The sequence below is a fragment of the Aeromonas sp. 600774 genome (genome assembly GCF_049175075.1).
Lineage (GTDB): Bacteria > Pseudomonadota > Gammaproteobacteria > Enterobacterales > Aeromonadaceae > Aeromonas > Aeromonas veronii_A.
In genome coordinates this window covers 111,181-130,867 of record NZ_JAAKUJ010000002.1, presented here as the reverse complement: position 1 = coordinate 130,867, position 19,687 = coordinate 111,181, and the positions used below count along the sequence as shown (strand labels likewise).

Here is a 19,687-nt window from a genome sequence, read left to right as displayed (position 1 = left end):
AGGGGCAACGGGGTTAACTGTAACAAACGCCGGTTGGAGCACTCGCCACAGTTGAAAAATGTATATCTCGGTGACGTCGGCACGCTTGGGCGCCATTCACCGGGCATCGCTCTCCCCGTCCACCGCAGAGGGCAACAGGGGTTGCAGCTCCGGATCCAGCTCGGGGAGCTGCTCCAGACTCTGCAGATTAAAGTAATCCAGAAACTCTCTGGTGGTGGCGAGCAGCTCGGGGCGACCGGCTACCTCTTTGTGGCCAATGCTGCGCACCCAGCCACGCTCTTTCAGGGTATTCACTATCTGGCTCGACACCGCCACCCCGCGGATCGCTTCGATCTCGGCCCGGGTGATGGGTTGGCGATAGGCAATCAGGGTCAGCGTCTCCATCACGGCGCGCGAATAGCGCGGCGCCCGCTCGCTCCAGAGCCGCGAGAGCTCTTCGGCATACTCCTGACGCGCCTGAAAGCGCCAGCCGGAGGCGACCTCTTTGAGCTCGACGCCCCGCGAGCTGTAATCTTGCCTGATCTCGGCCAACAGTAGCTGAACATAGCGACTGGTCACCGGATAATCGGCCAGCACGCTGCTTTTCAGCTCGCTGACATTGAGCGGACGACCGGCCACAAACAGCGCAGCTTCGATCAGGGTCTTGAGTCGTTCAGTGGGCAGCGCCACGGTTGCCCTCCTCGCTCTGCTCGGCCAATGCGAAATGGATTGGTCCGAGTGGTTCTGCCTGCAGGATCCAGATCAGTTGCTCCTTGCACAGCTCCAGCAGGGCCAGAAACGTCACCAGTACCCCCATGCGCCCCTCTTCGGCGCGCAGCACCTGCTCAAGGCGCAGGGTCTGCCCCAGCGTGAGCATGGCAAGGATCTCCGCCATGCGCACCCGGGTCGGGATCTGTTCGCGGCGGATCTGGTGATGTTCGAAATGAGTCGCGCGTTTTACCACACTTTGCATGTAAAGGGCGAGCTCAACCAGCGAAACATCGGGCGCCAGTGGCTTGAGGGCGCCAAAATCGGGGGGCAGGGCAGCGGCGATATAAATCTCCCGCTCCACCCGTGGCAGCTCATTGACCCTCTCTGCACCTACCTTGTAACGCTCATACTCCTGCAGGCGGCGGATCAGGGTCACCCGCGGGTCTTCCCCCTCATCTTCCAGCTCCGGTGCCTTCGGCAGAAGTAGACGGGATTTTATCTCCGCCAGCCAGGCCGCCATCAGCAGATATTCGGCCGCCAGCTCAAGGTTGAGCCCCTGCATCAGCTCCACATACTCCATGTACTGGGCGGTGATCTGCAGGATCGGCAGGTTGAGGATATCGAGCTGCTGGCGCCGGATCAGATAGAGCAGCAGATCCAGCGGTCCCTCGAAGGTATCGAGGAACACCTCCAGCGCATCGGGCGGGATGAACAGGTCCTGGGGCAGCTCGTGATAGGGCTGCCCCAGGACTTTCGCGATGGGTAGCGCGGCGCCAGTCCCCGTCTCGGCGGAAGGAACAGTCACCGGTTCAGCGACATCACTCAAACGGGGTCGGGTCTCCGGCACCGCGACGACGCAATACCGGCTCGTCGTCAGAGAAATCGACCACTGTGGTGGGCTGCTCGCCCAGATAACCGCCGTTGACCACCAGATCGATCTGCTTGCCCAGTTTGTCGAAGATCTCTTCCGGATCGAACTCGGCCATCTCGGAGTCCGGCAGGATCAGAGTGGTGGAGAGCAGCGGCTCGCCGAGGGCTTCCAGCAGTGCCTGGGCAATCTTGTTGTCCGGCACCCGGATGCCGATGCTCTTCTTCTTCTCGTTCATCAAACGGCGCGGCACCTCTTTGGTCGCCTTGAAGATGAAGGTGTAGGCACCTGGGGTGTTGTTTTTAATCAGGCGAAACGCGCTGTTGTCGACCTTGGCGTAGGTGGAGATCTCGGAGAGATCGCGGCACACAAGGGTGAAGTCGTGGTTAGCGTCGAGACGACGGATGCGGCAGATGCGCTCCAGCGCGCCCTTGTCACCCATCTGGCAACCCAGCGCATAACCGGAGTCGGTCGGATAGACGATCACGCCGCCGTTCTGGATGATCTGTACCGCCTGACCGATCAGACGGGCCTGGGGGTTTTCCGGATGTACGTAAAAATGCTGACTCATAGCTTGTTCTCGCAATGGGGGCAGCAATACCTGCCCGCTCGTATGGTCACGGGTCAAAGACCCATGACACTACCTTAACCTGTTTGTGGCTGCTTCGCTGGCGCCGTTACCGACTCGCCAGCAGCTCGGCGTGTTGCTCGGTGGTGAGCCCAAAGTGACTTGGATAGGCCAGCCATACGGGCATCCCCTCTTTGGGCAGCCAGAGGTGGCGGCCCAGCTCGGTCCAGTTGGAGGGAAAGTGAAAATCCGATCCCACCGAGATATAGAGGTCGTGATCCTTGGCCCACTGGCCCAGATTGGCCCGCTCCTGCGGGCTCTGCTGGGGCAATGAGACCTCCATGGCATCGCCACCGGCCGCCTTGAAGGCCACCAGCAGCCGCTTGATCCACTTGGCGGTGAGATCGTAACGGCTGGGGTGGGCCAGCACCGCCAGCCCACCCGCGGCGTGAATGGCAGCGATGGCTTCGCTCATCTCGGGCCACTCGGCCGGGGCATAGCCTTTATTGCCACGGCTCAGGTACTTTTTGAATACCTTCTGCATATTGTCGGCCACCCCGCGTGCCACCAGCACCCGGGCAAAGTGGGCGCGGGTCACGGCGGCGTCACCGGCGAGCGCCTTGGCCTCTTCATAGGTGCCGGGGATGAGGCACTTCTCCAGACGACGCCCGATTTCCAGCGCGCGCGCCTCGCGACGGGCCAGCTGACCGGCCAGAAAGTCGGTCAGCTGCTGATTTTTTTCATCCACCCCCAGCGCCACGATATGAATTTCGTGATGCTCCCAGCCGGTGGAGATCTCGACCCCGCTCACCAGTCGCAGCGGCAGTTGCTCGGCTTCGATGGTGCGGCGTACTTCATCAAGCCCGGAAAGGGTATCGTGGTCAGTAACCGCTAACACCTCGACCTGTTTTTCGGCTGCGCGGCGCACCAGTTCGGCTGGGCTCAGCACCCCGTCGGAGGCAGTGGTATGGCAGTGAAGATCGAATCTCATCAGGTTATTCCGCTCTCGTGGTCAGGTCACCATTCATGGCAAATCGGTGAAAGAAGGCTAAAAAGCGACTTGACTTGGCCGCGGCTTTATCGTTTTCTGTAGGCACTTCATTGCAAACATCTTTTTACAGGACTTTATCATGCAAACGACTTCCATCCTGACCATCTGGTGGTGGCACACTCCCTGACATGCGGGCGTGTGGTCGTTGCTGTACCTGTAATCTGACAGCAAATTAAGAACCCAAAGAAAAAGCCCGCTGACCCCAGCGGGCTTTTTTATTATCCGGCAAATGGACCTGTGATGAAACCGAGAATTCAGACAAGCAAGCTGACCTGGCGATGGCGCCCCTGAACCAGCCACCCCGGACCAATTAAATTTCTAAGGAATTCAACGTCATGAACATCGGTAACACGCATCACACGCAAGGGAACGCACTATGACAGCCACACATCGCCTTCCTCTGGGTGAATTCGATACCCTCAAGCTCAACGCCCCCTATGTGGCCGATCCGCTGGCGCTCTATACCCGCCTCTGTCAGGGCCGTCCCAACAACCTGCTGCTGGAATCGGTGGAGATCGACTCCAAGGCGGGCAAGCAGAGCCTGCTGCTGGTCGATGCCTGCCTGCGCATCGAGTGCCGTGGCCGCACCGTGCAGGTTCGCAGCCTGAACGACAACGGCGCCCAGTTGCAAAGCCTGCTAGCTGACCGTCTGCCTGCGGTGGTGGCTCGTTCGCTGGTAGATGGCGAATTGCAGCTCGACTTCCCGGCCTCCGATCGGGAGCAGGATGAAGATTCCCGCCTCAAGGGGAGCAGCGTGCTGGACGTGCTGCGCACCCTGCAGCGGGAGCTTGATTGCCAGTTGGGTAAAGAAGCCCTGTTTATGGCGGGCAGCTTTGCCTACGACCTCATCGCCTCTTTTGAAGATCTGCCCGAAGTGCCACAGGGGAGCAACGACTGCCCCGACTACTGCTTCTACGTGGCCGAGACCCTGATCACCATCGACCATATCGAACGCACCACTCAACTGCTGGCCTGCATCTTTGGCGGCGACAGCGACGAAAGCCAGGTGGAAGACAGATACATCCGCCTGACCGAACGGCTCACCGACTTCAAACAGATTTGCCAGCAACCTCTAAGCGCCGAGCTGACCACCCAGCCCCTGACCGGTGGCATGAGCGTGGACAAGAGCGACAAACAGTTCTGCGCCGAGGTAGAGAAGCTCAAGGGCTTTATCCGCCGTGGCGACATCTTCCAGGTGGTGCCGTCCCGCTGCTTCTCCCTGCCCTGCCCCAGCCCCTTGGCCGCCTATCGCCGCCTCAAGCAGACCAACCCCAGCCCCTACATGTTCTACGTGCAGGATGAGGGCTTCACCCTGTTTGGCGCCTCCCCCGAGAGCGCGGTGAAATTCTGCGCCGCCAGCCGCGATGTGGAGATGTACCCCATCGCCGGTACCCGCCGCCGCGGTTTCAACCCGGATGGCAGCATCAACCGGGATCTCGACGGCCGCATCGAGCTGGAGCTGCGTCAGGACGAGAAAGAGGTGGCCGAGCACCTGATGCTGGTGGATCTGGGCCGCAACGACATCGCCCGCATCTCGGAACCGGGTACCCGTTACGTCAAGGAACTGCTGAAAGTGGATCGCTACAGCCACGTGATGCACCTGGTCTCAAAGGTTGTCGGTACCTTGCGCTCTGATCTTGACGCCCTGCACGCCTATCAGGCCTGCATGAACATGGGTACCCTGACCGGCGCCCCCAAGATCCGCGCCAGCGAGCTTATTCGCATGGTGGAAGGCAAGCGCCGCGGCAGCTACGGCGGCGCGGTCGGCTACATCAACGGCGCTGGCGAGATGGATACCTGCATCGTCATTCGCTCTGCTTTCGTGAAAGATGGCGTGGCCCATGTGCAGGCCGGTGCCGGGGTGGTCTATGACTCCAAACCCCAAGCCGAAGCGGACGAAACCCGCGCCAAGGCGGCCGCCGTGCTGGCCGCCATCGCCGCCAGCCATGGCACCTCCCTGCAAGCCCTGAGCGCCCAGCAGGAGCAACATAAGGACGTGAGCCAATGAGTACCGGATCAACAGCCACTAACATCTTCCTACTCGACAACTTCGACTCGTTTACCTACAACCTCGTCGACCAGTTCCGCGCCCTCGGTTATCCGGTGCGGATCTACCGCAACAGCCTGCCGGCGAGCCGCATCATGAGCGAGATCGCTGCCTGCGAAGGGGATGCCGTGCTGGTGCTCTCGCCGGGCCCGGGCGCACCCCATGAAGCGGGTTGCCTCATCGACCTCATCAAGCTGGCCCGCGGTCAGGTGCCCATCCTCGGCATCTGCCTCGGTCATCAGGCCCTGTGCGAAGCCTACGGCGGCACCGTCGGCGCAGCAGGCGAAATCGTCCACGGCAAGCGTTCGCTGATTGAGCACAACGGCCACGGCGCCTTCGCCGGCCTGCCGAGCCCGCTGCCAGTGGCCCGCTACCACTCGCTGGTCGCCACCTATGTACCGGAAGAGCTGACGGTAATTGCCCACTATCAGGGCATGCCCATGGCTATTGAGCAGCAGGATGAGCGGGTACTGGGCTTCCAGTTCCACCCGGAATCCATCATGACCTCGGAAGGGGCCCGTCTGCTGACTCAGGCGCTCGCCCATATCACCCGTCCAGAAAGCAGTGTGCGGTAAGGAGACCAACATGCATCAACATCTCAACACCCTCTATCAGGGTCAGTCTCTGAGCCGTGAAAGTACCCGCGACGCCTTCGGTCAGGTGGTACGTGGCGAAGTGGACCCCATCGTGCTCGCAAGCCTGCTGACTGCCCTCAAGATCAAGGGGGAGACCCCGGAGGAGATCGCCGGCGCCGCCGAGGCGCTCTTGGCGGAAGCGCGCGACTTCCCGCGTCCGGATTACGAGTTCTGCGACATCGTCGGCACCGGGGGCGATGGCCTCAACACCATCAACGTCTCCACCACCTCGGCGCTGGTCGCCGCCGCCTGCGGCCTGAAAGTGGCCAAGCACGGCAACCGCTCGGTCTCGAGCAAGTCGGGTTCAAGCGATCTGCTCGACAAAATGGGCATCAAGCTCGACATGAGCCCTGCGCAGGCGCGTCGCTGTCTGGATGAGCTCGGCATCTGCTTCCTGTTCGCCCCCCAGTACCACGCCGGGGTGCGCCACGCCATGCCGGTGCGCCAAGCCCTCAAGACCCGCACCCTGTTCAACGTGCTGGGGCCGCTTATCAACCCGGCGCGCCCCACCTATCAGCTGATGGGAGTCTATGCCCCCGAGCTGGTGCGCCCCATCGCAGAAACCCTGCTGGCACTGGGGCTGAAAACCGGTATGGTGGTTCACGGTGCCGGGCTGGATGAAATTGCCATCCACGGTCCGACCCAGGTGGCCCAGATCCGTGACGGCGAAATCCGTGAATTTATGATCACCCCGGCTGACTTTGGCCTCGAGACCTATCCGGTCAGCGCCATTCAGGGCGGGGAACCGGAAGAGAACCGCGCCATCACCGCCTCCATCCTGGAAGGGCGTGGCACCCCGGCCCACAACGCCGCCATCGCCGCCAATGTGGCACCGCTGCTGCTGATGGCGGGCAAGGCGACCGATCTCAAGAGCGCAGCGGCCGAGGTGCTGGCGGTGCTGGCGAGCGGCAAGGCAGCGGATCTGGCTGCTCGGCTCGCCACTTTAAGCCATCAGGAAGCGGGTCATCAGGAGGCATGATGTCAGCCACCATGTCGCACAGCAGTCATTCAGAACGCCCACAGGGCAAGAGCCAGTTTCGCAAGGATAACGAGATGTCAGACCTTATTGCCCCCCATGCATTTCTGAACATGGCCTCCATCAGCCAGACCATTCTCGGCAAGATCGTGGCGGCCAAACAGGAGTGGGTTGCCGCCCGCAAACAGGCCCAGCCACTGGAGAGCTTCCAGAGTGCGCTGACCCCCAGCGATCGGGATTTCGTCGGGGCGCTCAAGGCGGGCTCCACCCGCTTTATTCTGGAGTGCAAGAAGGCCTCCCCCTCAAAGGGCTTGATCCGCGACGATTTCAGCCCGGAGGCCATCGCCGACATCTATGGCAAATACGCCACCGCCATCTCGGTACTGACCGACGAGAAGTTCTTTCAGGGGGATTTTACCTTTTTGCCACGGGTGCGTAGCCGCGTATCGCAGCCGGTGCTCTGCAAGGATTTCATGATTGACCCCTATCAGGTCTATCTGGCCCGCCACTATCAGGCGGACGCCATCCTGCTGATGCTCTCGGTGCTCACCGACGAGGGGTATCGCGCCCTGTTCGCGGTGGCCAAGGAGCTGGGCCTTGGCGTGCTCACCGAGGTGAGCAACGAGGAGGAGCTGACCCGCGCCATCGCGCTGGGCGCGCCGGTGATTGGCATCAACAACCGGGATCTGCGGGATTTGAGCGTCGATCTCAACCGTACCAAACAGCTGGCTAAAGATATCCCGAGCGATCGGGTGGTGATCAGCGAGTCCGGCATCAACCACCGCGCTCAGGTGGCGGATCTGCGCCACCACGCCAAGGGCTTTCTGGTGGGCTCATCCCTCATGGCCGAACCAGATCTGGAAGCCGCAGTGCGCAAGCTGGTACTGGGCCAGAACAAGGTGTGTGGCCTCACCCGCGCCGAGGATGCCGCCGCAGCCCATCAGGCGGGCGCGGTATTCGGCGGTCTTATCTTTGTAGCCAAAAGCCCGCGCTATGTGGACATTCCCGCCGCCCGCGCCGTGATGGCGGGCGCGCCGCTCGCCTATGTCGGGGTATTTCGCAACGCCCAGCCAGCCACCATCGCCAAAACGGTAGATGCGCTGGGGCTCGCCGCAGTCCAGCTGCACGGGGATGAGGATGCTGCCTATATCGAGGAACTGCGTCCGCTGCTGCCCGCTGGCTGCCAGATCTGGAAAGCGGTCGGCGTCTCTCTCGGCAAGGAAAGTGGCGAGCCGCTGCCCGCCCTCGACTACCCGGCCGATCGCCTGCTGCTGGATACGAAAGTCGGCAGCCAGAGCGGCGGCACCGGTCAGGCGTTCGACTGGGCCCTGCTGGCCACGCTCGACAAGAACAAGCTGATGCTGGCGGGCGGCCTCAATCCCGACAACGCCCTGCAGGCGGCGCAAGTAGGCTGCCTCGGCCTTGATTTCAACTCCGGGGTAGAGAGTGCCCCGGGCCAGAAGGATGCGCACAAAATTGCAGCCGCCTTCGGCGCACTGCGCAACCTGTAACGCAACCCTTTTTGATGTTTCGATTTAGCTAATACAAGGAAGAAGCCATGACCCTGCTCAACCCGTTTTTCGGTGAATTTGGCGGTATGTATGTACCCCAAATCCTTATCCCGGCCCTGCTCCAGCTGGAGAAGGCCTTTGTCGATGCCAAGGATGACCCGGCCTTTATCGCCGAGTTTCAGACCCTGCTGACCGAGTATGCCGGTCGCCCGACCCCGCTCACCCTGACTCGCAATCTGACCAAGGGCACCAAGACCCGCCTCTATCTGAAGCGTGAAGATCTGCTGCACGGCGGCGCCCACAAGACCAACCAGGTGCTGGGTCAGGCGCTGCTGGCCAAGCGGATGGGCAAGAGCGAGATCATCGCCGAGACCGGCGCCGGTCAGCATGGCGTGGCCACTGCGCTGGCCTGTGCCCTGCTCGGCCTCAAGTGCCGGGTCTATATGGGTGCCAAGGATTGCGAGCGCCAGAAACCGAACGTATTTCGCATGAAGCTGATGGGCGCCACAGTCATTCCGGTGCACTCCGGCTCCAGCACCCTGAAAGATGCCTGCAACGAGGCGCTGCGCGACTGGGCCGCCAACTACGAGTCGGCCCACTACCTGCTCGGTACCGCCGCCGGCCCGCACCCCTTCCCCACTATCGTGCGGGAGTTCCAGAAGATGATCGGCGAAGAGGCCAAGGCCCAGTGCTTCGAGAAGGAAGAGCGGCTGCCCGATGCGGTGATCGCCTGCGTCGGCGGTGGGTCGAACGCCATCGGCATGTTTGCCGACTTTATCGATGAGCCGTCGGTGCGCCTGATCGGCGTAGAGCCGGGCGGCCACGGCATCGAGAGCGGCGAGCACGGTGCGCCGCTGGGTCACGGCAGCAAGGGAGTCTTCTTTGGCATGCACTCCTACCTGATGCAGGACAATCAGGGGCAAATTCAGGAATCCTACTCCGTCTCGGCGGGGCTCGATTTCCCCTCCGTCGGCCCGCAGCACGCCCATCTGGCCGCCATCGGCCGCGCCGAGTACCCCTCAGTGACCGACAAGGAGGCGCTGGACGCCTTCCAGGAGCTGGCCAAATCCGAAGGCATTATACCGGCGCTGGAGTCCTCCCACGCGCTGGCCCATGCCCTCAAGATGGCCCGCAGTGAACCGGAAAAAGAGCAGGTGCTCATCGTCAACCTCTCCGGCCGTGGCGACAAAGATATCTTCACCGTCGCTGACATCTTTGAAAAAGAAGGAACCTTGTCATGAACCGTTACGCACAACTCTTCTCCCGTCTGGATGAAGCCAATCAGGGCGCCTTTGTGCCGTTCGTGATGCTGGGTGACCCCACCCCCGAATTGTCGCTGGCCATCGTCGATGCGTTGGTCGCAGGGGGCGCCGATGCCCTCGAGCTCGGCATACCCTTCTCCGATCCGGTGGCGGATGGCCCCACCATTCAGGGCGCCGCTCTGCGCGCCTTTGCCAGCCACACCACCCCGGATGACTGCTTCGAGCTGCTTGGCCGCATCCGCGCCAAGTACCCGCAGCTGCCCATTGGCCTGCTGGTCTACGCCAACCTGGTCTATGTGCGCAAAATTGACGGCTTCTACGAGAAGTGCCAGCAGGCGGGCGTGGATTCGGTGCTGGTCGCCGACGTGCCGGTGCAGATGTGCGCCCCCTACAAGGCGGCCGCCGACAAGTTCGGCATCGACAGCATCTTTATCGCCCCGCCCAATGGCGACGCCGAGACCCTGAAACAGGTGGCGGAGCTTGGCAATGGTTACACCTATCTGGTGAGCCGCGCCGGCGTCACCGGTGCCGAGACCAAGGCCGGCATGCCGGTAGAAGGTCTCATCAATACCCTGCGCGAGTTCAACGCCCCCCCCGCCCTGCTCGGCTTTGGCATCAGCGAACCGGCTCAGGTGCGTGAAGCGATCGCCGCTGGCGCCGCCGGTGCCATCTCCGGCTCCGCCGTGGTGAAGATCATCGAGACCCACCACCAGAACCCGGAACATATGCTGACTCGTCTGAAGGAGTTTGTGGAAGGGATGAAGGCCGCGACCCTGCGCTAAGCGTTCAGTCAAACGCCCACCCCCATGACAAGCAAGGGAGCCCAAGCGGGCTCCCTTTTGTTATCCACCATCCCTGGTTGGTACCACCCTTATAGGTCTGATTAGCGAAGCGTAATCTGACGTTCGCGAAATTGATGCTGATGCTATGGCGCGGCTTCGCCACGCAGGACACGAGGGCGCCGCCCTCGACGGGGTTTCGCCTGCCCTTCGGGCGTGCGCGAGTGACTTTGGAAAGACCCGCTCTCTTTAGCAAATCACACCAAAGGTCTTCTCCCCCGCTTATTCGCCCGACTGACGTCGGGTACCATCGGCTCAGCGAATAAGAGGGGGGTCAAAACCGTGCCCGCCTGAGGCTACCGTGCAACAGTGAACAAGCCCCCTCTCCCCTTAGGAGAGGGTTGGGGTGAGGGGAAGCGACGGCAACCGAATTTGCTCAAATTGAACACTACTGATGACTAATTTATTGATCCAACACAGATTCCCGCCAAAACACGCTTCTCAACGCACTACCCTCCCCCTTAAGATACCCGAATGACAATCAACCTCTCGGAAGAACGCCATGACAGCGATTGTTGCAATCTCGCAGGTTAACAGCAGCGGACTGGGAGCTGGAACTCAGGGGCGGTAGCGTGGTTTATGTAGGCTGCTGCAGCGAGTAGCAAAGCCCAACAGGCAAGCATTATTGCGCCAACCAAATCGGGATAAACAAGGATGTGGCAGATCGGTACAACAGATTTACAGATATATTCGCGGTAAACGTTGGGCTTCACTTCGTTCATCACCAACCTACGACCAACATACGAGACGACACTCCGTCTCCAGAAAGAGCCTCATGACAGCGATTGTCGACATCTCGCAGGTGAGAAGTAACGAGCTGGGAGCTGGGAGCTGGGAGCTGTAACTCAGTTTCGGTAGCCTTGACGGCAGTTCCAAAGCCGATTCCTACTCTGTAAAGAGCAGATGGTAAAACCAAAAGAAGAAGGCAAACTAATATGTTCAGATGTCAGAGGCTGGCTGGTAGTCTCATGGCTTAATTTTTCCCATGGCAACTATCAGGGCTCGGCGGATTTATATTAGAAACTCTGTTATCGAATTTACACTGCTTTCCATCTAATTACTATTTAATATTGAACTTCGAGTATATATGACAGAATCAAAAACTATCGACAGGAAACTTGCTCAATCTGCTGCATTCCATTCTATTAGAGCTGAACATACAGCATTCAATATATTAAGTACGCGTAGATGGAACCCAATCCATAGTCCTTATTACAAAGATATAATTAGTGGTAAATTAAGGGAGATTGATCTTAGCGGAAGACAAATTTGGTGTAAAGAAATTGAAAAAAACAAGTTGATAGCTCGCATCCATATTTATGTTGAAATTAAATCAGCATCGGCTTTTCATATCCTTTGCGCTGGAGAGACAGCACAACATTCATTTGGCCAGAATGAATATTGGCCTGGTTACTGTGATGAAACAAAGTTAAAAGTCCAATCTGCTCTCGATAGTTTTGGAATATCGTTATCTAAATCTAGAGATTACCTACACGAACTTGACAAGTTGATATTCCCCAAAAGCACAATGCTAACAGCACCGATCAGAATTCAACCAATGCCTGCGGACCAATGCTATTCTGCATTTAGAGAAACAGATACAAACAAAGAAAAGGACCTTGATAACTCCGTATTATGGCGTGCGATATCAACCCTTAACTCTGCTATTAATAGCGCCAAAAGTGAATCTATCAATAAGCTGCTAAGTGATTTCACGTTAGAACTAGAGATGTGTAGAAGACAGAAGGCTGACCTCATCCCAGCATTAGACTCAATAGAATCACACTCAAGGGCAATTGATTTTTACATCCCATTAGTTTTAATTGAGAGTCGATTGTGGTCTGCACTAAATCATGAACCAGAGGAAATTCCATGGTTCCGATTTGTCCAGAACAATACTTTTGGTGCCTCTGGAAATTGGACTGATGTAATAAATTCAAAGTACTTAGATACTTACCTTTCTGCCCTTTCTAAATACCTTGAAGAAACACTCTCCGAAAGGGATATGACAAAGTTATAAGAACATTCGACTAGATTTAAGACACCCATTTTTCTGAGCAAATCGTCACATAGCCAGCTCACAGGAAAGTGGGTGTCATTTGCCAAGTGTTAGCAAAAAATAAATTTTTATTTATCCAGAATACATTGGATAAGTAAACAGCCTTTTGTTGTTATAAATACCAATCAACACTGAAGTCATTGAGATGGAAATCATGCCCCCCCTTCTGGGAAAAATCCCATAGCAAAAACACAACAAAAAACTCCATAACTAAAACATAACCGGAACAAATCTGGAACACCCACCTTTGCCCAGCGTAACATACGCCAACATTCAAAATGATGGGTGTCCCAGCTCTGCTGCATCTCAGCCCCAAAAGTTAGCGTTGGAAGATTTGAGAAGTTGCATGACAGAAATCCGCCGAAAAACAAAACAACTGGCCACACTCTGCTTTTCCCTGTTTCTGATCAGACTCGGATTTCGCGCCTTTGGCTATGACCTGTTTTATCACAATCCAAATAACCCCTCTGGCATATCGGATTTTATTGAAGTGGCATTGGCTATCTGGCGAGTCTGGGTCTCTGCATACTGCATGCCCTGTGGATATTGCTCCGGCACCGGGATCAAGGTGCCTTGGGGGCCTCAGCCCTGCTCGCTCTCTGTGCCGCCCAGTGGCACAGTTATGACTATCTTCATCACCTGACCGCCAGTCTCAGCACCCCCTAGGCCCCCATCCCCACACCCGCCATCCCATCAACACCAGCATCAATACAACCCCCGGCAGCCAAACCCAGTAGAGCTCGGAGAGGATAACCGCCTCACCTAGGGCGGTGAGATAGGCCTCCAGCTTGAAGGGGGCGACCCGGATCACCTGCCAGGGGGCGAAGAAGCGTTCGTCACGCCACGGCCAGAGCCAGCCAACCCCCTTGCCGCCGGTGGTGAGGGAATCGAGCAGACTGTGGGAGAGCAAAGAGACCAGCAGAAACGACCAGACGGCGGCGGCGCTGGCCTTAAACTGGCGGTGAAACAGCATGGCCAGTGTGGGTAGAGCAAAGGCGAACAGCAGGGAGTGGGTAAAGCCGCGGTGGCCAAAGACATGGCCGTAGGCGACCCCCAGTTTGAAGGCGAGCACGTCGGCATCGGGCAGCATAGCGATAGCAACCCCGGCCAACAGCAGGCGCGGCGGGATAATCCGGCTACCAAGCCCCAGTCCAAGACAGAGAGGAACGGCGGCGTGGGTGACGATGGTGGGCATAGAGTGAAGCTCCAACTGAAAACGTGAGCCTACCCTACCCCCGCTCGGTGAAGTGAAGGTGAAGTGCTCTGGAACATGGATCTTTAAAAGGAAATCAGAAAACCGGTCTGTGCAGGCAAGCCACTGCATGGCCACTCCCCAAAGGATGGCAGCTCCGGTATTGCATCCCTGTTCGATGATGAGCACAGCCAGACGGGGCCCCCTCTCCGATCATCTCCACGACATCCAATCAGCGGCTACCCATAAAAAAACCACCGACCTGCAAAAGGTCGGTGGTTTTTTATCGGTGGTAGATAACGGGTAGCCGATACGAAGGGTTCGCTACCTCAACTTTCGCCCAGGAGCGAGCACTACTCTTCCTGCTCCTCCGGTTGTCTCTCCCCACCCCGCAACTGTTGCAGCTCATCGACTCGGGCTTGCCACTTCTCTTGGGCTTTTTTGCGCTCCTGAAGCTGGAACTCTTCGCGCATGGTGTCGATGTTAAGGTCAAGTGTTTCCATCAGAGTGTCTCCTTTGTATGACCGCTTAAAGACTGGCTGACGGCGCATTGGCCAACCTGCTCCCCTATTCAGACACCACTCATCCCCCAAACGCCCAACTAAATAATCGATTGAATATGCAACATTCAATCTAAAAAACTATTCATTCTGCACGGTGACACACTGTAGCAGCAGCTGCCGCCCCGTTACGCGAAACACAACGAGGCCCACGTCCACCGAAACACACGGTGATAAAATGACCCGGTTTGGCGTAGTCCCATACTGGAGCCGCGCTCCTCGCCGAACCGGATTATCTGGCACAGCGCCGAAATGGCGTTAAGCAGTGCTACCAACATTTTCAATGGGCAGGCAGCGCAGTTGCCCAACCGGCGAAACCAATAAAAAGACCCCCTCTTGCCAAGCGGCAAGAGGGGGTCTTCGTTTCTGCCGCAGACTAACCGGCTATTGCATCACACTATCAGGCCAGCGAGACAAAGATCCCGGCCAGGGTGGCGCTCATCAGGTTGGCCAAGGTCGCCGCCAGCACCGCCTTGAAGCCCATATTGGCCACATCGTGACGGCGCTCCGGCGCCATAGTACCGATGGAGCCCAGCTGCACCGCAATGGATCCCAGATTGGCAAAACCACAGAGGGCGAAAGTGATGATGATCTGGGTGTGGGCGCTCAGATCCGCCTTGATATTGGCAAAGTCCAGATAGGCAACGAACTCGTTCATGATCACCTTCTGACCAATCAGGGAGCCTGCCGCCATCATCTCGCTAGCGGGCACGCCAATCAGCCAGGCCACCGGGGCAAACAGATAACCCAGCAGCTGCTGCAGGGAGAGGTCGGCCCAGCCGAACCACTCGCCGACCGTGGTGAGACCGGCGTTGATCATGGTGATGACGCTAACAAAGGCCAGCAGTATGGTGCCGATGGCCACGGCGATCTTCATGCCGTTCATGGCGCCGCCCGCCAGTGCGTCGATGGCGTTGCTGTAGTCGCTCTTGTCGAGGGTGATCTCGGTCTGATCGCTCACCTGCTGCTGCTCCGGCACCAGCAGTTTGGCCATCAAGAGGCCACCCGGCGCAGCCATAAAGGAGGCAGCAATCAGATATTTCAGATCCACCCCCAGACCGGCGTACCCCCCCAGCACCGAGCCCGCCACCGAGGCCATGCCGCAGGTCATCACCGCAAAGAGTTCGGAGCGGGTCATACCGGCGAGGAAGGGGCGAATAAGCAGCGGCGACTCCCCTTGCGACAGGAAGATATTGCCGGTGGCCACCAGGGATTCGGCGCGGCTGGTGCCGAGCAGGCGATGAATCGCGCCGCCCAGCACCCGGATCACCCACTGCATGATGCCGAAGTGGTAGAGCACGGCAATCAGCGCGCTGATAAAGATCACCAGCGGCAGTACCCGCACGGCGAAGATAAAGCCGTTGCTGGCCAGATCGCCAAACACGAAACGAATGCCGCTGTCGGCAAAGCCGAGCAGGGCGGAGACGCCATTACTCATGGCACCGAGCATGATTTGTCCGGGGGGAAAATAGAGCACCAGCGCAGCAAAACCGGTTTGCAGGGCGAGCGCACCCAGCACGGTTCGCCAGCGGATAGCGCGGCGGTTTTCACTCGCCAGCCAGGCGATAAACATCAGGGCCAGCATACCGACCAGACTCAATAACAGTGTCATCTTGCACCTATGAAGAGAGGAGTTTCATATGGCAAGTCTGCAGACAGGCGTCGCGGGAGATCCGGCGGGAGAAGTGCCGACCCACGCGACACGCAGACCACAAACCTACAGGTTAGTGGCGGGTCCCATCCTGGGGTCATTCACGTTCCGGGTGACAGCATGTATCGGGTGACGCCAGCGCCGTCGCAGGGGGAGATGCGGCCGGGTGGCAGGTCGGGCGGCGATGGTACAGTGATCATCGTCACAGAAAAAGCGGTAAAACGATTGGCCGGAGTAACTTTTTCAACTTGTTCACACAACGAAACAGGGCCAGCGTGACGCTGGCCCTGTTTCAATCCGTACTTGAGCGTTCAGATGATTACTTGAGGCGCTTGCCGCTCGCGTCCACCACCTGCTCGCCATCCTCCTTGGCGAAGGCCCCTTTTTGCTGATCGGGCAGAATATCGAGCACCACTTCCGACGGACGGCACAGTTTAGTGCCAAGCGGCGTAACGACGATGGGGCGGTTGATGAGGATGGGGTGAGCCAGCATGGCATCGATCAGTTCATCATCGCTGAAACGATCTTCCGCCAGACCGAGCGCCTCGTAGGGTGGAACGTTCTTGCGCAGCAGATCGCACACCGGCATGTCCATGGCGGCGATCAGCGCCACCAGCTGGTCACGGGAGGGGGGCGTCTCCAGATAGTGGATGACAGTGGGCTCGACGCCGCTGTTGCGGATCAGCTCCAGGGTGTTACGGGAGGTACCACATTCCGGGTTGTGATAGATGGTGATTGCACTCATTTGCGTGTCTCTCATTAATCAAGTGAATAGAAAATGGATAGCATCTAGTTCGCGGCCAGCTGTTAGCGGCCATCAGTTAACGGCTCAGCCCCGCTTCGTACCAGGGTTTGCTGGCGTTAACCACCCGCACCACCAGCAGCATGACCGGCACCTCGATCAGCACCCCGACCACGGTGGCGAGCGCCGCGCCGGAGTGAAAGCCGAACAGGCTGATGGCGGCGGCCACCGCCAGCTCGAAGAAGTTGGAGGCGCCGATCAGGGCGGAAGGACAGGCGACCGAGTGCTTCTCCCCCACCTTGCGGTTGAGCCAGTAAGCCAGCCCGGAGTTGAACAGCACCTGGATCAGAATGGGCACCGCCAACAGGGCGATAACCAGCGGCTGCTCAATGATGGCGTTGCCCTGAAAGGCGAACAGCAGCACCAGAGTGAGCAGCAGGGCCGCCACCGACCAGGGCTGGATGCGGGTCATGACGCCGTCAAAATGGGCCTCTCCCTTGTTCAGCAAAGCCTTGCGCAGCAGCTGGGCGATGATGACCGGAATGACGATATAGAGCACCACAGAGGTGAGCAGGGTATCCCATGGCACAACTATGCTGGAGACCCCGAGCAGCAGCGCCACCAGAGGGGCGAAGGCAAACACCATGATGAGGTCGTTCACCGCCACCTGCGACAGGGTGAAGTAGGGATCGCCGTTGGTGAGGCGACTCCAGACAAACACCATGGCGGTACAGGGGGCCGCCGCCAGCAGGATCAGCCCCGCTACGTAACTGTCGAGTTGATCAGCCGGCAGCCAGTCGGCAAACAGCACGCGGATAAAGAGCCAGCCGAGGAAGGCCATGGAGAAGGGCTTGACCAGCCAGTTGATAAAGAGGGTGACCCCAATGCCCTTCATGTGCCCCTTCACCTGATGCAGGGCGCCAAAATCGATCTTGAGCAGCATGGGGATGATCATCACCCAGATCAGCAGCCCCACCGGCAGGTTGACCTTGGCCACCTCCATGGCGCCGATCGCCTTGAAGAGATCCGGCAACCCCTGTCCGAGGCCAATCCCCACCAGAATGCAGAGGGCGACCCAGGCGGTCAGATAACGTTCAAAAAAGCCGATGGCAGGCACGGCCTTGGCATCACATGTTGCAGACATCACAGCTCCCGATGCGGCGCAATCCCGCATCTTCTATTGGTTCAAAACAAAGGGTTAGAACAAGTAACGGCATATTCAAACCGCCCCGGCAGCGGGCCGGGGCGGCGACTCAATGGTGCTGGCAGAGGCGGCGCAGGGCATCTGGCCCCACCGGCTCCTCGGCGAGCAGCGGCACCACGGCGTAGCGGCTGGCATGTTGCTGCTCGACCGCCTCGATATAGGGCAACTGGCGCTCGGCCCGCAGTTGCAGCAGCGGCGAGCTGACCGCGGCTTGCTGCAAGCTGTGGTTGATGAGCCAGCCCCAGGGCTCGATGCCGGCTCGGCGCAGGTCGGATTGCAGATTGGCCGCCTCCTGCACTGGCGTCGGCTCGGGCAGCGTCACAATCAGCACCTTGGTCTGCTTGGGATCCTGCAACTGCATCATGGGGGTGGTGAAGTGCAGCCCCTTGTTTCCCATCTGGCGAGCGATCTCCCTGTGGTAGGCGCCAGTGGCGTCGAGCAGCAGCAGGGTGTGGCCGGTAGGGGCAGTATCCATCACCACGAAGCGCTTGCCCGCCTCGCGAATGATGCGCGAGAAGGCCTGAAACACGGCGATCTCCTCGGTACAGGGGGAGCGCAAGTCCTCCTCCAGCAGTGCCCGCCCCTGCTCGTCCAGCGCAGCCCCCTTGGTGGCCAGCACCTGAGCGCGGTAACGCGCGGTCTCGGTGTGGGGATCGATGCGGCTCACCTCCAGATGGGGCAGGCTAGCTGCCAACGTCTCGCTCAGGTGCGCGGCGGGATCCGAGGTGGTGAGATGCACCGGCAAGCCGCGGCTCGCCAGCTCCACCGCCACGGCGGCCGCCAGCGTAGTCTTGCCCACCCCGCCCTTGCCCATCAGCATGATGAGGCCATGACTGTCGGCGGCCAGTTCGTCCACCAGCGAACTCAACTCGGGCTGGGCTTGCTTGACAGTGGAGTGTGCTGTCGGGGATTGGGCGGCAGTTCCCTCTGATTGCAGCAACAGACGCAAACTGTCGACCCCCACCAGATTGGTGGCCAGCAGCGGGATATGATCCTGCGCCAGCCCCTTTATCCCCTGCGGCATCTGGGCGAGAGCCTGTTGCTCGCGCTGCCAGAGCGCCATTGCCAGCGGATCTCCGGCAAGGGCGCCTTCGGGGAAGAGGCCATTGATCACCAATTGCTGGTTCAACAAGCCGATAGCGGCCAGCTCCTCGTGGGTGCGGGCCACTTCCCGCAGAGTGGATTGCTGGGCCCGCGCCACCAGCACCAGACGGGTGCGGGCAGCATCTGCCAGCGCGGCGACCGCGTCGGCATACTGGCTGCGCTGCTTCTCCAGCCCCGCCAACGGGCCAAGGCAGGAGGCATCCCCCTTGCCCTGCTCCAGAAATTCGCTCCAGGCGCCCGGCAGTTGCAGCAGCCGGATGGTGTGGCCGGTTGGGGCCGTATCAAAGACAATGTGGTCATATTCGGCCAGCAGCGTGTGGTCGGTCAGCAGCGCGGTGAATTCGTCAAAAGCGGCGATCTCGGTGGTACAGGCGCCAGAGAGCTGCTCCTCGATGCTGCGCACCACGCTCTCGGGCAACTTGCCGCGCACCGGCCCGACGATCCGCTCCCGATAGGCTTTGGCCGCCGCGGGGGGATCTATCTCCAGCGCCGACAAACCGGGCACAACGGCGATGGCAGTGACGCGATTGCCGATCTCGGTGGCAAACACCTGCCCCACGTTGGAGGCAGGATCTGTGCTCACCAGCAGCACCCGCTTGCCAATATCACAGAGAGCCACTGCACTGGCGCAAGCCAGCGAGGTCTTGCCCACCCCGCCCTTGCCGGTGAAAAAGAGAAACGGCGGTGGATTGGTCAGAAAATGGTACATAGCCTCTCCTGAATGGTAC

At 59.4% G+C, this 19,687-nt stretch carries 18 protein-coding genes; 8 read left to right on the top strand and 10 right to left on the bottom strand.

The window, feature by feature from the left end; all coding sequences use genetic code 11:
• Positions 1–96: 96 nt before the first annotated feature.
• From scpB to rnm, 4 genes are all read right to left on the bottom strand, one after another.
• A complete protein-coding gene (gene scpB, locus G5171_RS03675) occupies positions 97–669 on the bottom strand; it encodes an SMC-Scp complex subunit ScpB (protein ID WP_005350230.1) in 573 nt (190 codons plus the stop codon).
• The gene (locus tag G5171_RS03670) at positions 653–1,516 is read right to left on the bottom strand and encodes a segregation and condensation protein A (RefSeq protein ID WP_421259841.1); all 864 of its coding nucleotides are present in this window, start codon (positions 1,514–1,516) and stop codon (positions 653–655) included. Before G5171_RS03670 ends, scpB begins: the two co-directional genes overlap by 17 nt.
• Entirely contained in the window at positions 1,509–2,129 is a 621-nt protein-coding gene (locus tag G5171_RS03665; RefSeq protein WP_005338129.1) for an L-threonylcarbamoyladenylate synthase, read from the bottom strand. Before G5171_RS03665 ends, G5171_RS03670 begins: the two co-directional genes overlap by 8 nt.
• A gap of 106 nt (positions 2,130–2,235) precedes the next feature.
• Positions 2,236–3,117 carry an RNase RNM gene (rnm, locus tag G5171_RS03660; protein ID WP_421259840.1) on the bottom strand — a complete coding sequence of 294 codons (882 nt, stop codon included), beginning with the start codon at positions 3,115–3,117 and terminating at the stop codon, positions 2,236–2,238.
• A gap of 436 nt (positions 3,118–3,553) precedes the next feature.
• On the opposite strand from rnm, the gene G5171_RS03655 reads away from it, so the two are divergent.
• The 8 genes from G5171_RS03655 (at position 3,554) to G5171_RS03620 (ending at position 13,149) form a co-directional block, all read left to right on the top strand.
• Entirely contained in the window at positions 3,554–5,185 is a 1,632-nt protein-coding gene (locus G5171_RS03655; RefSeq protein ID WP_421259839.1) for an anthranilate synthase component 1, read from the top strand.
• The gene (locus tag G5171_RS03650) at positions 5,182–5,799 is read left to right on the top strand and encodes an aminodeoxychorismate/anthranilate synthase component II (RefSeq protein ID WP_421259838.1); all 618 of its coding nucleotides are present in this window, start codon (positions 5,182–5,184) and stop codon (positions 5,797–5,799) included. Before G5171_RS03655 ends, G5171_RS03650 begins: the two co-directional genes overlap by 4 nt.
• Positions 5,800–5,809: 10 nt before the next feature.
• Positions 5,810–6,838 carry an anthranilate phosphoribosyltransferase gene (gene trpD, locus G5171_RS03645; RefSeq protein WP_421259837.1) on the top strand — a complete coding sequence of 343 codons (1,029 nt, stop codon included), beginning with the start codon at positions 5,810–5,812 and terminating at the stop codon, positions 6,836–6,838.
• Entirely contained in the window at positions 6,838–8,346 is a 1,509-nt protein-coding gene (gene trpCF / locus G5171_RS03640; protein WP_421259836.1) for a bifunctional indole-3-glycerol-phosphate synthase TrpC/phosphoribosylanthranilate isomerase TrpF, read from the top strand. The genes trpD and trpCF overlap by 1 nt, the downstream gene beginning before the upstream one ends.
• A gap of 47 nt (positions 8,347–8,393) precedes the next feature.
• A complete protein-coding gene (trpB, locus tag G5171_RS03635; protein WP_005302900.1) occupies positions 8,394–9,587 on the top strand; it encodes a tryptophan synthase subunit beta in 1,194 nt (397 codons plus the stop codon).
• Complete coding sequence (gene trpA / locus G5171_RS03630) at positions 9,584–10,390, top strand: tryptophan synthase subunit alpha (RefSeq protein ID WP_236320338.1); 807 nt, start codon at positions 9,584–9,586, stop codon at positions 10,388–10,390. Before trpB ends, trpA begins: the two co-directional genes overlap by 4 nt.
• Positions 10,391–11,534: 1,144 nt before the next feature.
• Positions 11,535–12,467 (top strand): hypothetical protein, encoded by a 933-nt coding sequence (locus tag G5171_RS03625; RefSeq protein WP_421259835.1) that lies wholly within the window; start codon positions 11,535–11,537, stop codon positions 12,465–12,467.
• A gap of 385 nt (positions 12,468–12,852) precedes the next feature.
• Complete coding sequence (locus tag G5171_RS03620; protein ID WP_421259834.1) at positions 12,853–13,149, top strand: hypothetical protein; 297 nt, start codon at positions 12,853–12,855, stop codon at positions 13,147–13,149.
• 9 nt (positions 13,150–13,158) lie between these two features.
• Here G5171_RS03620 and G5171_RS03615 read toward each other — a convergent pair whose 3' ends face one another.
• From G5171_RS03615 to arsA, 6 genes are all read right to left on the bottom strand, one after another.
• Entirely contained in the window at positions 13,159–13,701 is a 543-nt protein-coding gene (locus tag G5171_RS03615; RefSeq protein WP_421259833.1) for a metal-dependent hydrolase, read from the bottom strand.
• A 350-nt stretch (positions 13,702–14,051) separates the two neighbouring features.
• Entirely contained in the window at positions 14,052–14,201 is a 150-nt protein-coding gene (locus G5171_RS03610) for a hypothetical protein (RefSeq protein ID WP_005347375.1), read from the bottom strand.
• 457 nt (positions 14,202–14,658) lie between these two features.
• Positions 14,659–15,870, bottom strand: coding sequence for a NupC/NupG family nucleoside CNT transporter (locus G5171_RS03605; RefSeq protein ID WP_421259832.1), 1,212 nt, complete (start codon positions 15,868–15,870; stop codon positions 14,659–14,661).
• Positions 15,871–16,228: 358 nt separating this feature from the next.
• Positions 16,229–16,654 carry a glutaredoxin-dependent arsenate reductase gene (gene arsC, locus G5171_RS03600; RefSeq protein WP_421259831.1) on the bottom strand — a complete coding sequence of 142 codons (426 nt, stop codon included), beginning with the start codon at positions 16,652–16,654 and terminating at the stop codon, positions 16,229–16,231.
• A gap of 76 nt (positions 16,655–16,730) precedes the next feature.
• Complete coding sequence (gene arsB, locus G5171_RS03595) at positions 16,731–17,795, bottom strand: ACR3 family arsenite efflux transporter (RefSeq protein ID WP_164537411.1); 1,065 nt, start codon at positions 17,793–17,795, stop codon at positions 16,731–16,733.
• Between the two features lie 109 nt (positions 17,796–17,904).
• Positions 17,905–19,668 carry an arsenical pump-driving ATPase gene (gene arsA / locus G5171_RS03590; protein ID WP_421259830.1) on the bottom strand — a complete coding sequence of 588 codons (1,764 nt, stop codon included), beginning with the start codon at positions 19,666–19,668 and terminating at the stop codon, positions 17,905–17,907.
• Between the last annotated feature and the right edge of the window lie 19 nt (positions 19,669–19,687).

Coding starts and splice junctions, on each gene's coding strand:
- G5171_RS03665 (WP_005338129.1), bottom strand. CDS start 2,129: ATGAGTCAGCATTTTTACGTACATCCGGAAAACCCCCAGGCCCGTCTG.
- rnm (WP_421259840.1), bottom strand. CDS start 3,117: ATGAGATTCGATCTTCACTGCCATACCACTGCCTCCGACGGGGTGCTG.
- G5171_RS03655 (WP_421259839.1), top strand. CDS start 3,554: ATGACAGCCACACATCGCCTTCCTCTGGGTGAATTCGATACCCTCAAG.
- G5171_RS03650 (WP_421259838.1), top strand. CDS start 5,182: ATGAGTACCGGATCAACAGCCACTAACATCTTCCTACTCGACAACTTC.
- trpD (WP_421259837.1), top strand. CDS start 5,810: ATGCATCAACATCTCAACACCCTCTATCAGGGTCAGTCTCTGAGCCGT.
- trpCF (WP_421259836.1), top strand. CDS start 6,838: ATGTCAGCCACCATGTCGCACAGCAGTCATTCAGAACGCCCACAGGGC.
- trpB (WP_005302900.1), top strand. CDS start 8,394: ATGACCCTGCTCAACCCGTTTTTCGGTGAATTTGGCGGTATGTATGTA.
- trpA (WP_236320338.1), top strand. CDS start 9,584: ATGAACCGTTACGCACAACTCTTCTCCCGTCTGGATGAAGCCAATCAG.
- G5171_RS03625 (WP_421259835.1), top strand. CDS start 11,535: ATGACAGAATCAAAAACTATCGACAGGAAACTTGCTCAATCTGCTGCA.
- G5171_RS03620 (WP_421259834.1), top strand. CDS start 12,853: ATGACAGAAATCCGCCGAAAAACAAAACAACTGGCCACACTCTGCTTT.
- G5171_RS03615 (WP_421259833.1), bottom strand. CDS start 13,701: ATGCCCACCATCGTCACCCACGCCGCCGTTCCTCTCTGTCTTGGACTG.
- G5171_RS03610 (WP_005347375.1), bottom strand. CDS start 14,201: ATGGAAACACTTGACCTTAACATCGACACCATGCGCGAAGAGTTCCAG.
- G5171_RS03605 (WP_421259832.1), bottom strand. CDS start 15,870: ATGACACTGTTATTGAGTCTGGTCGGTATGCTGGCCCTGATGTTTATC.
- arsC (WP_421259831.1), bottom strand. CDS start 16,654: ATGAGTGCAATCACCATCTATCACAACCCGGAATGTGGTACCTCCCGT.
- arsB (WP_164537411.1), bottom strand. CDS start 17,795: ATGTCTGCAACATGTGATGCCAAGGCCGTGCCTGCCATCGGCTTTTTT.
- arsA (WP_421259830.1), bottom strand. CDS start 19,668: ATGTACCATTTTCTGACCAATCCACCGCCGTTTCTCTTTTTCACCGGC.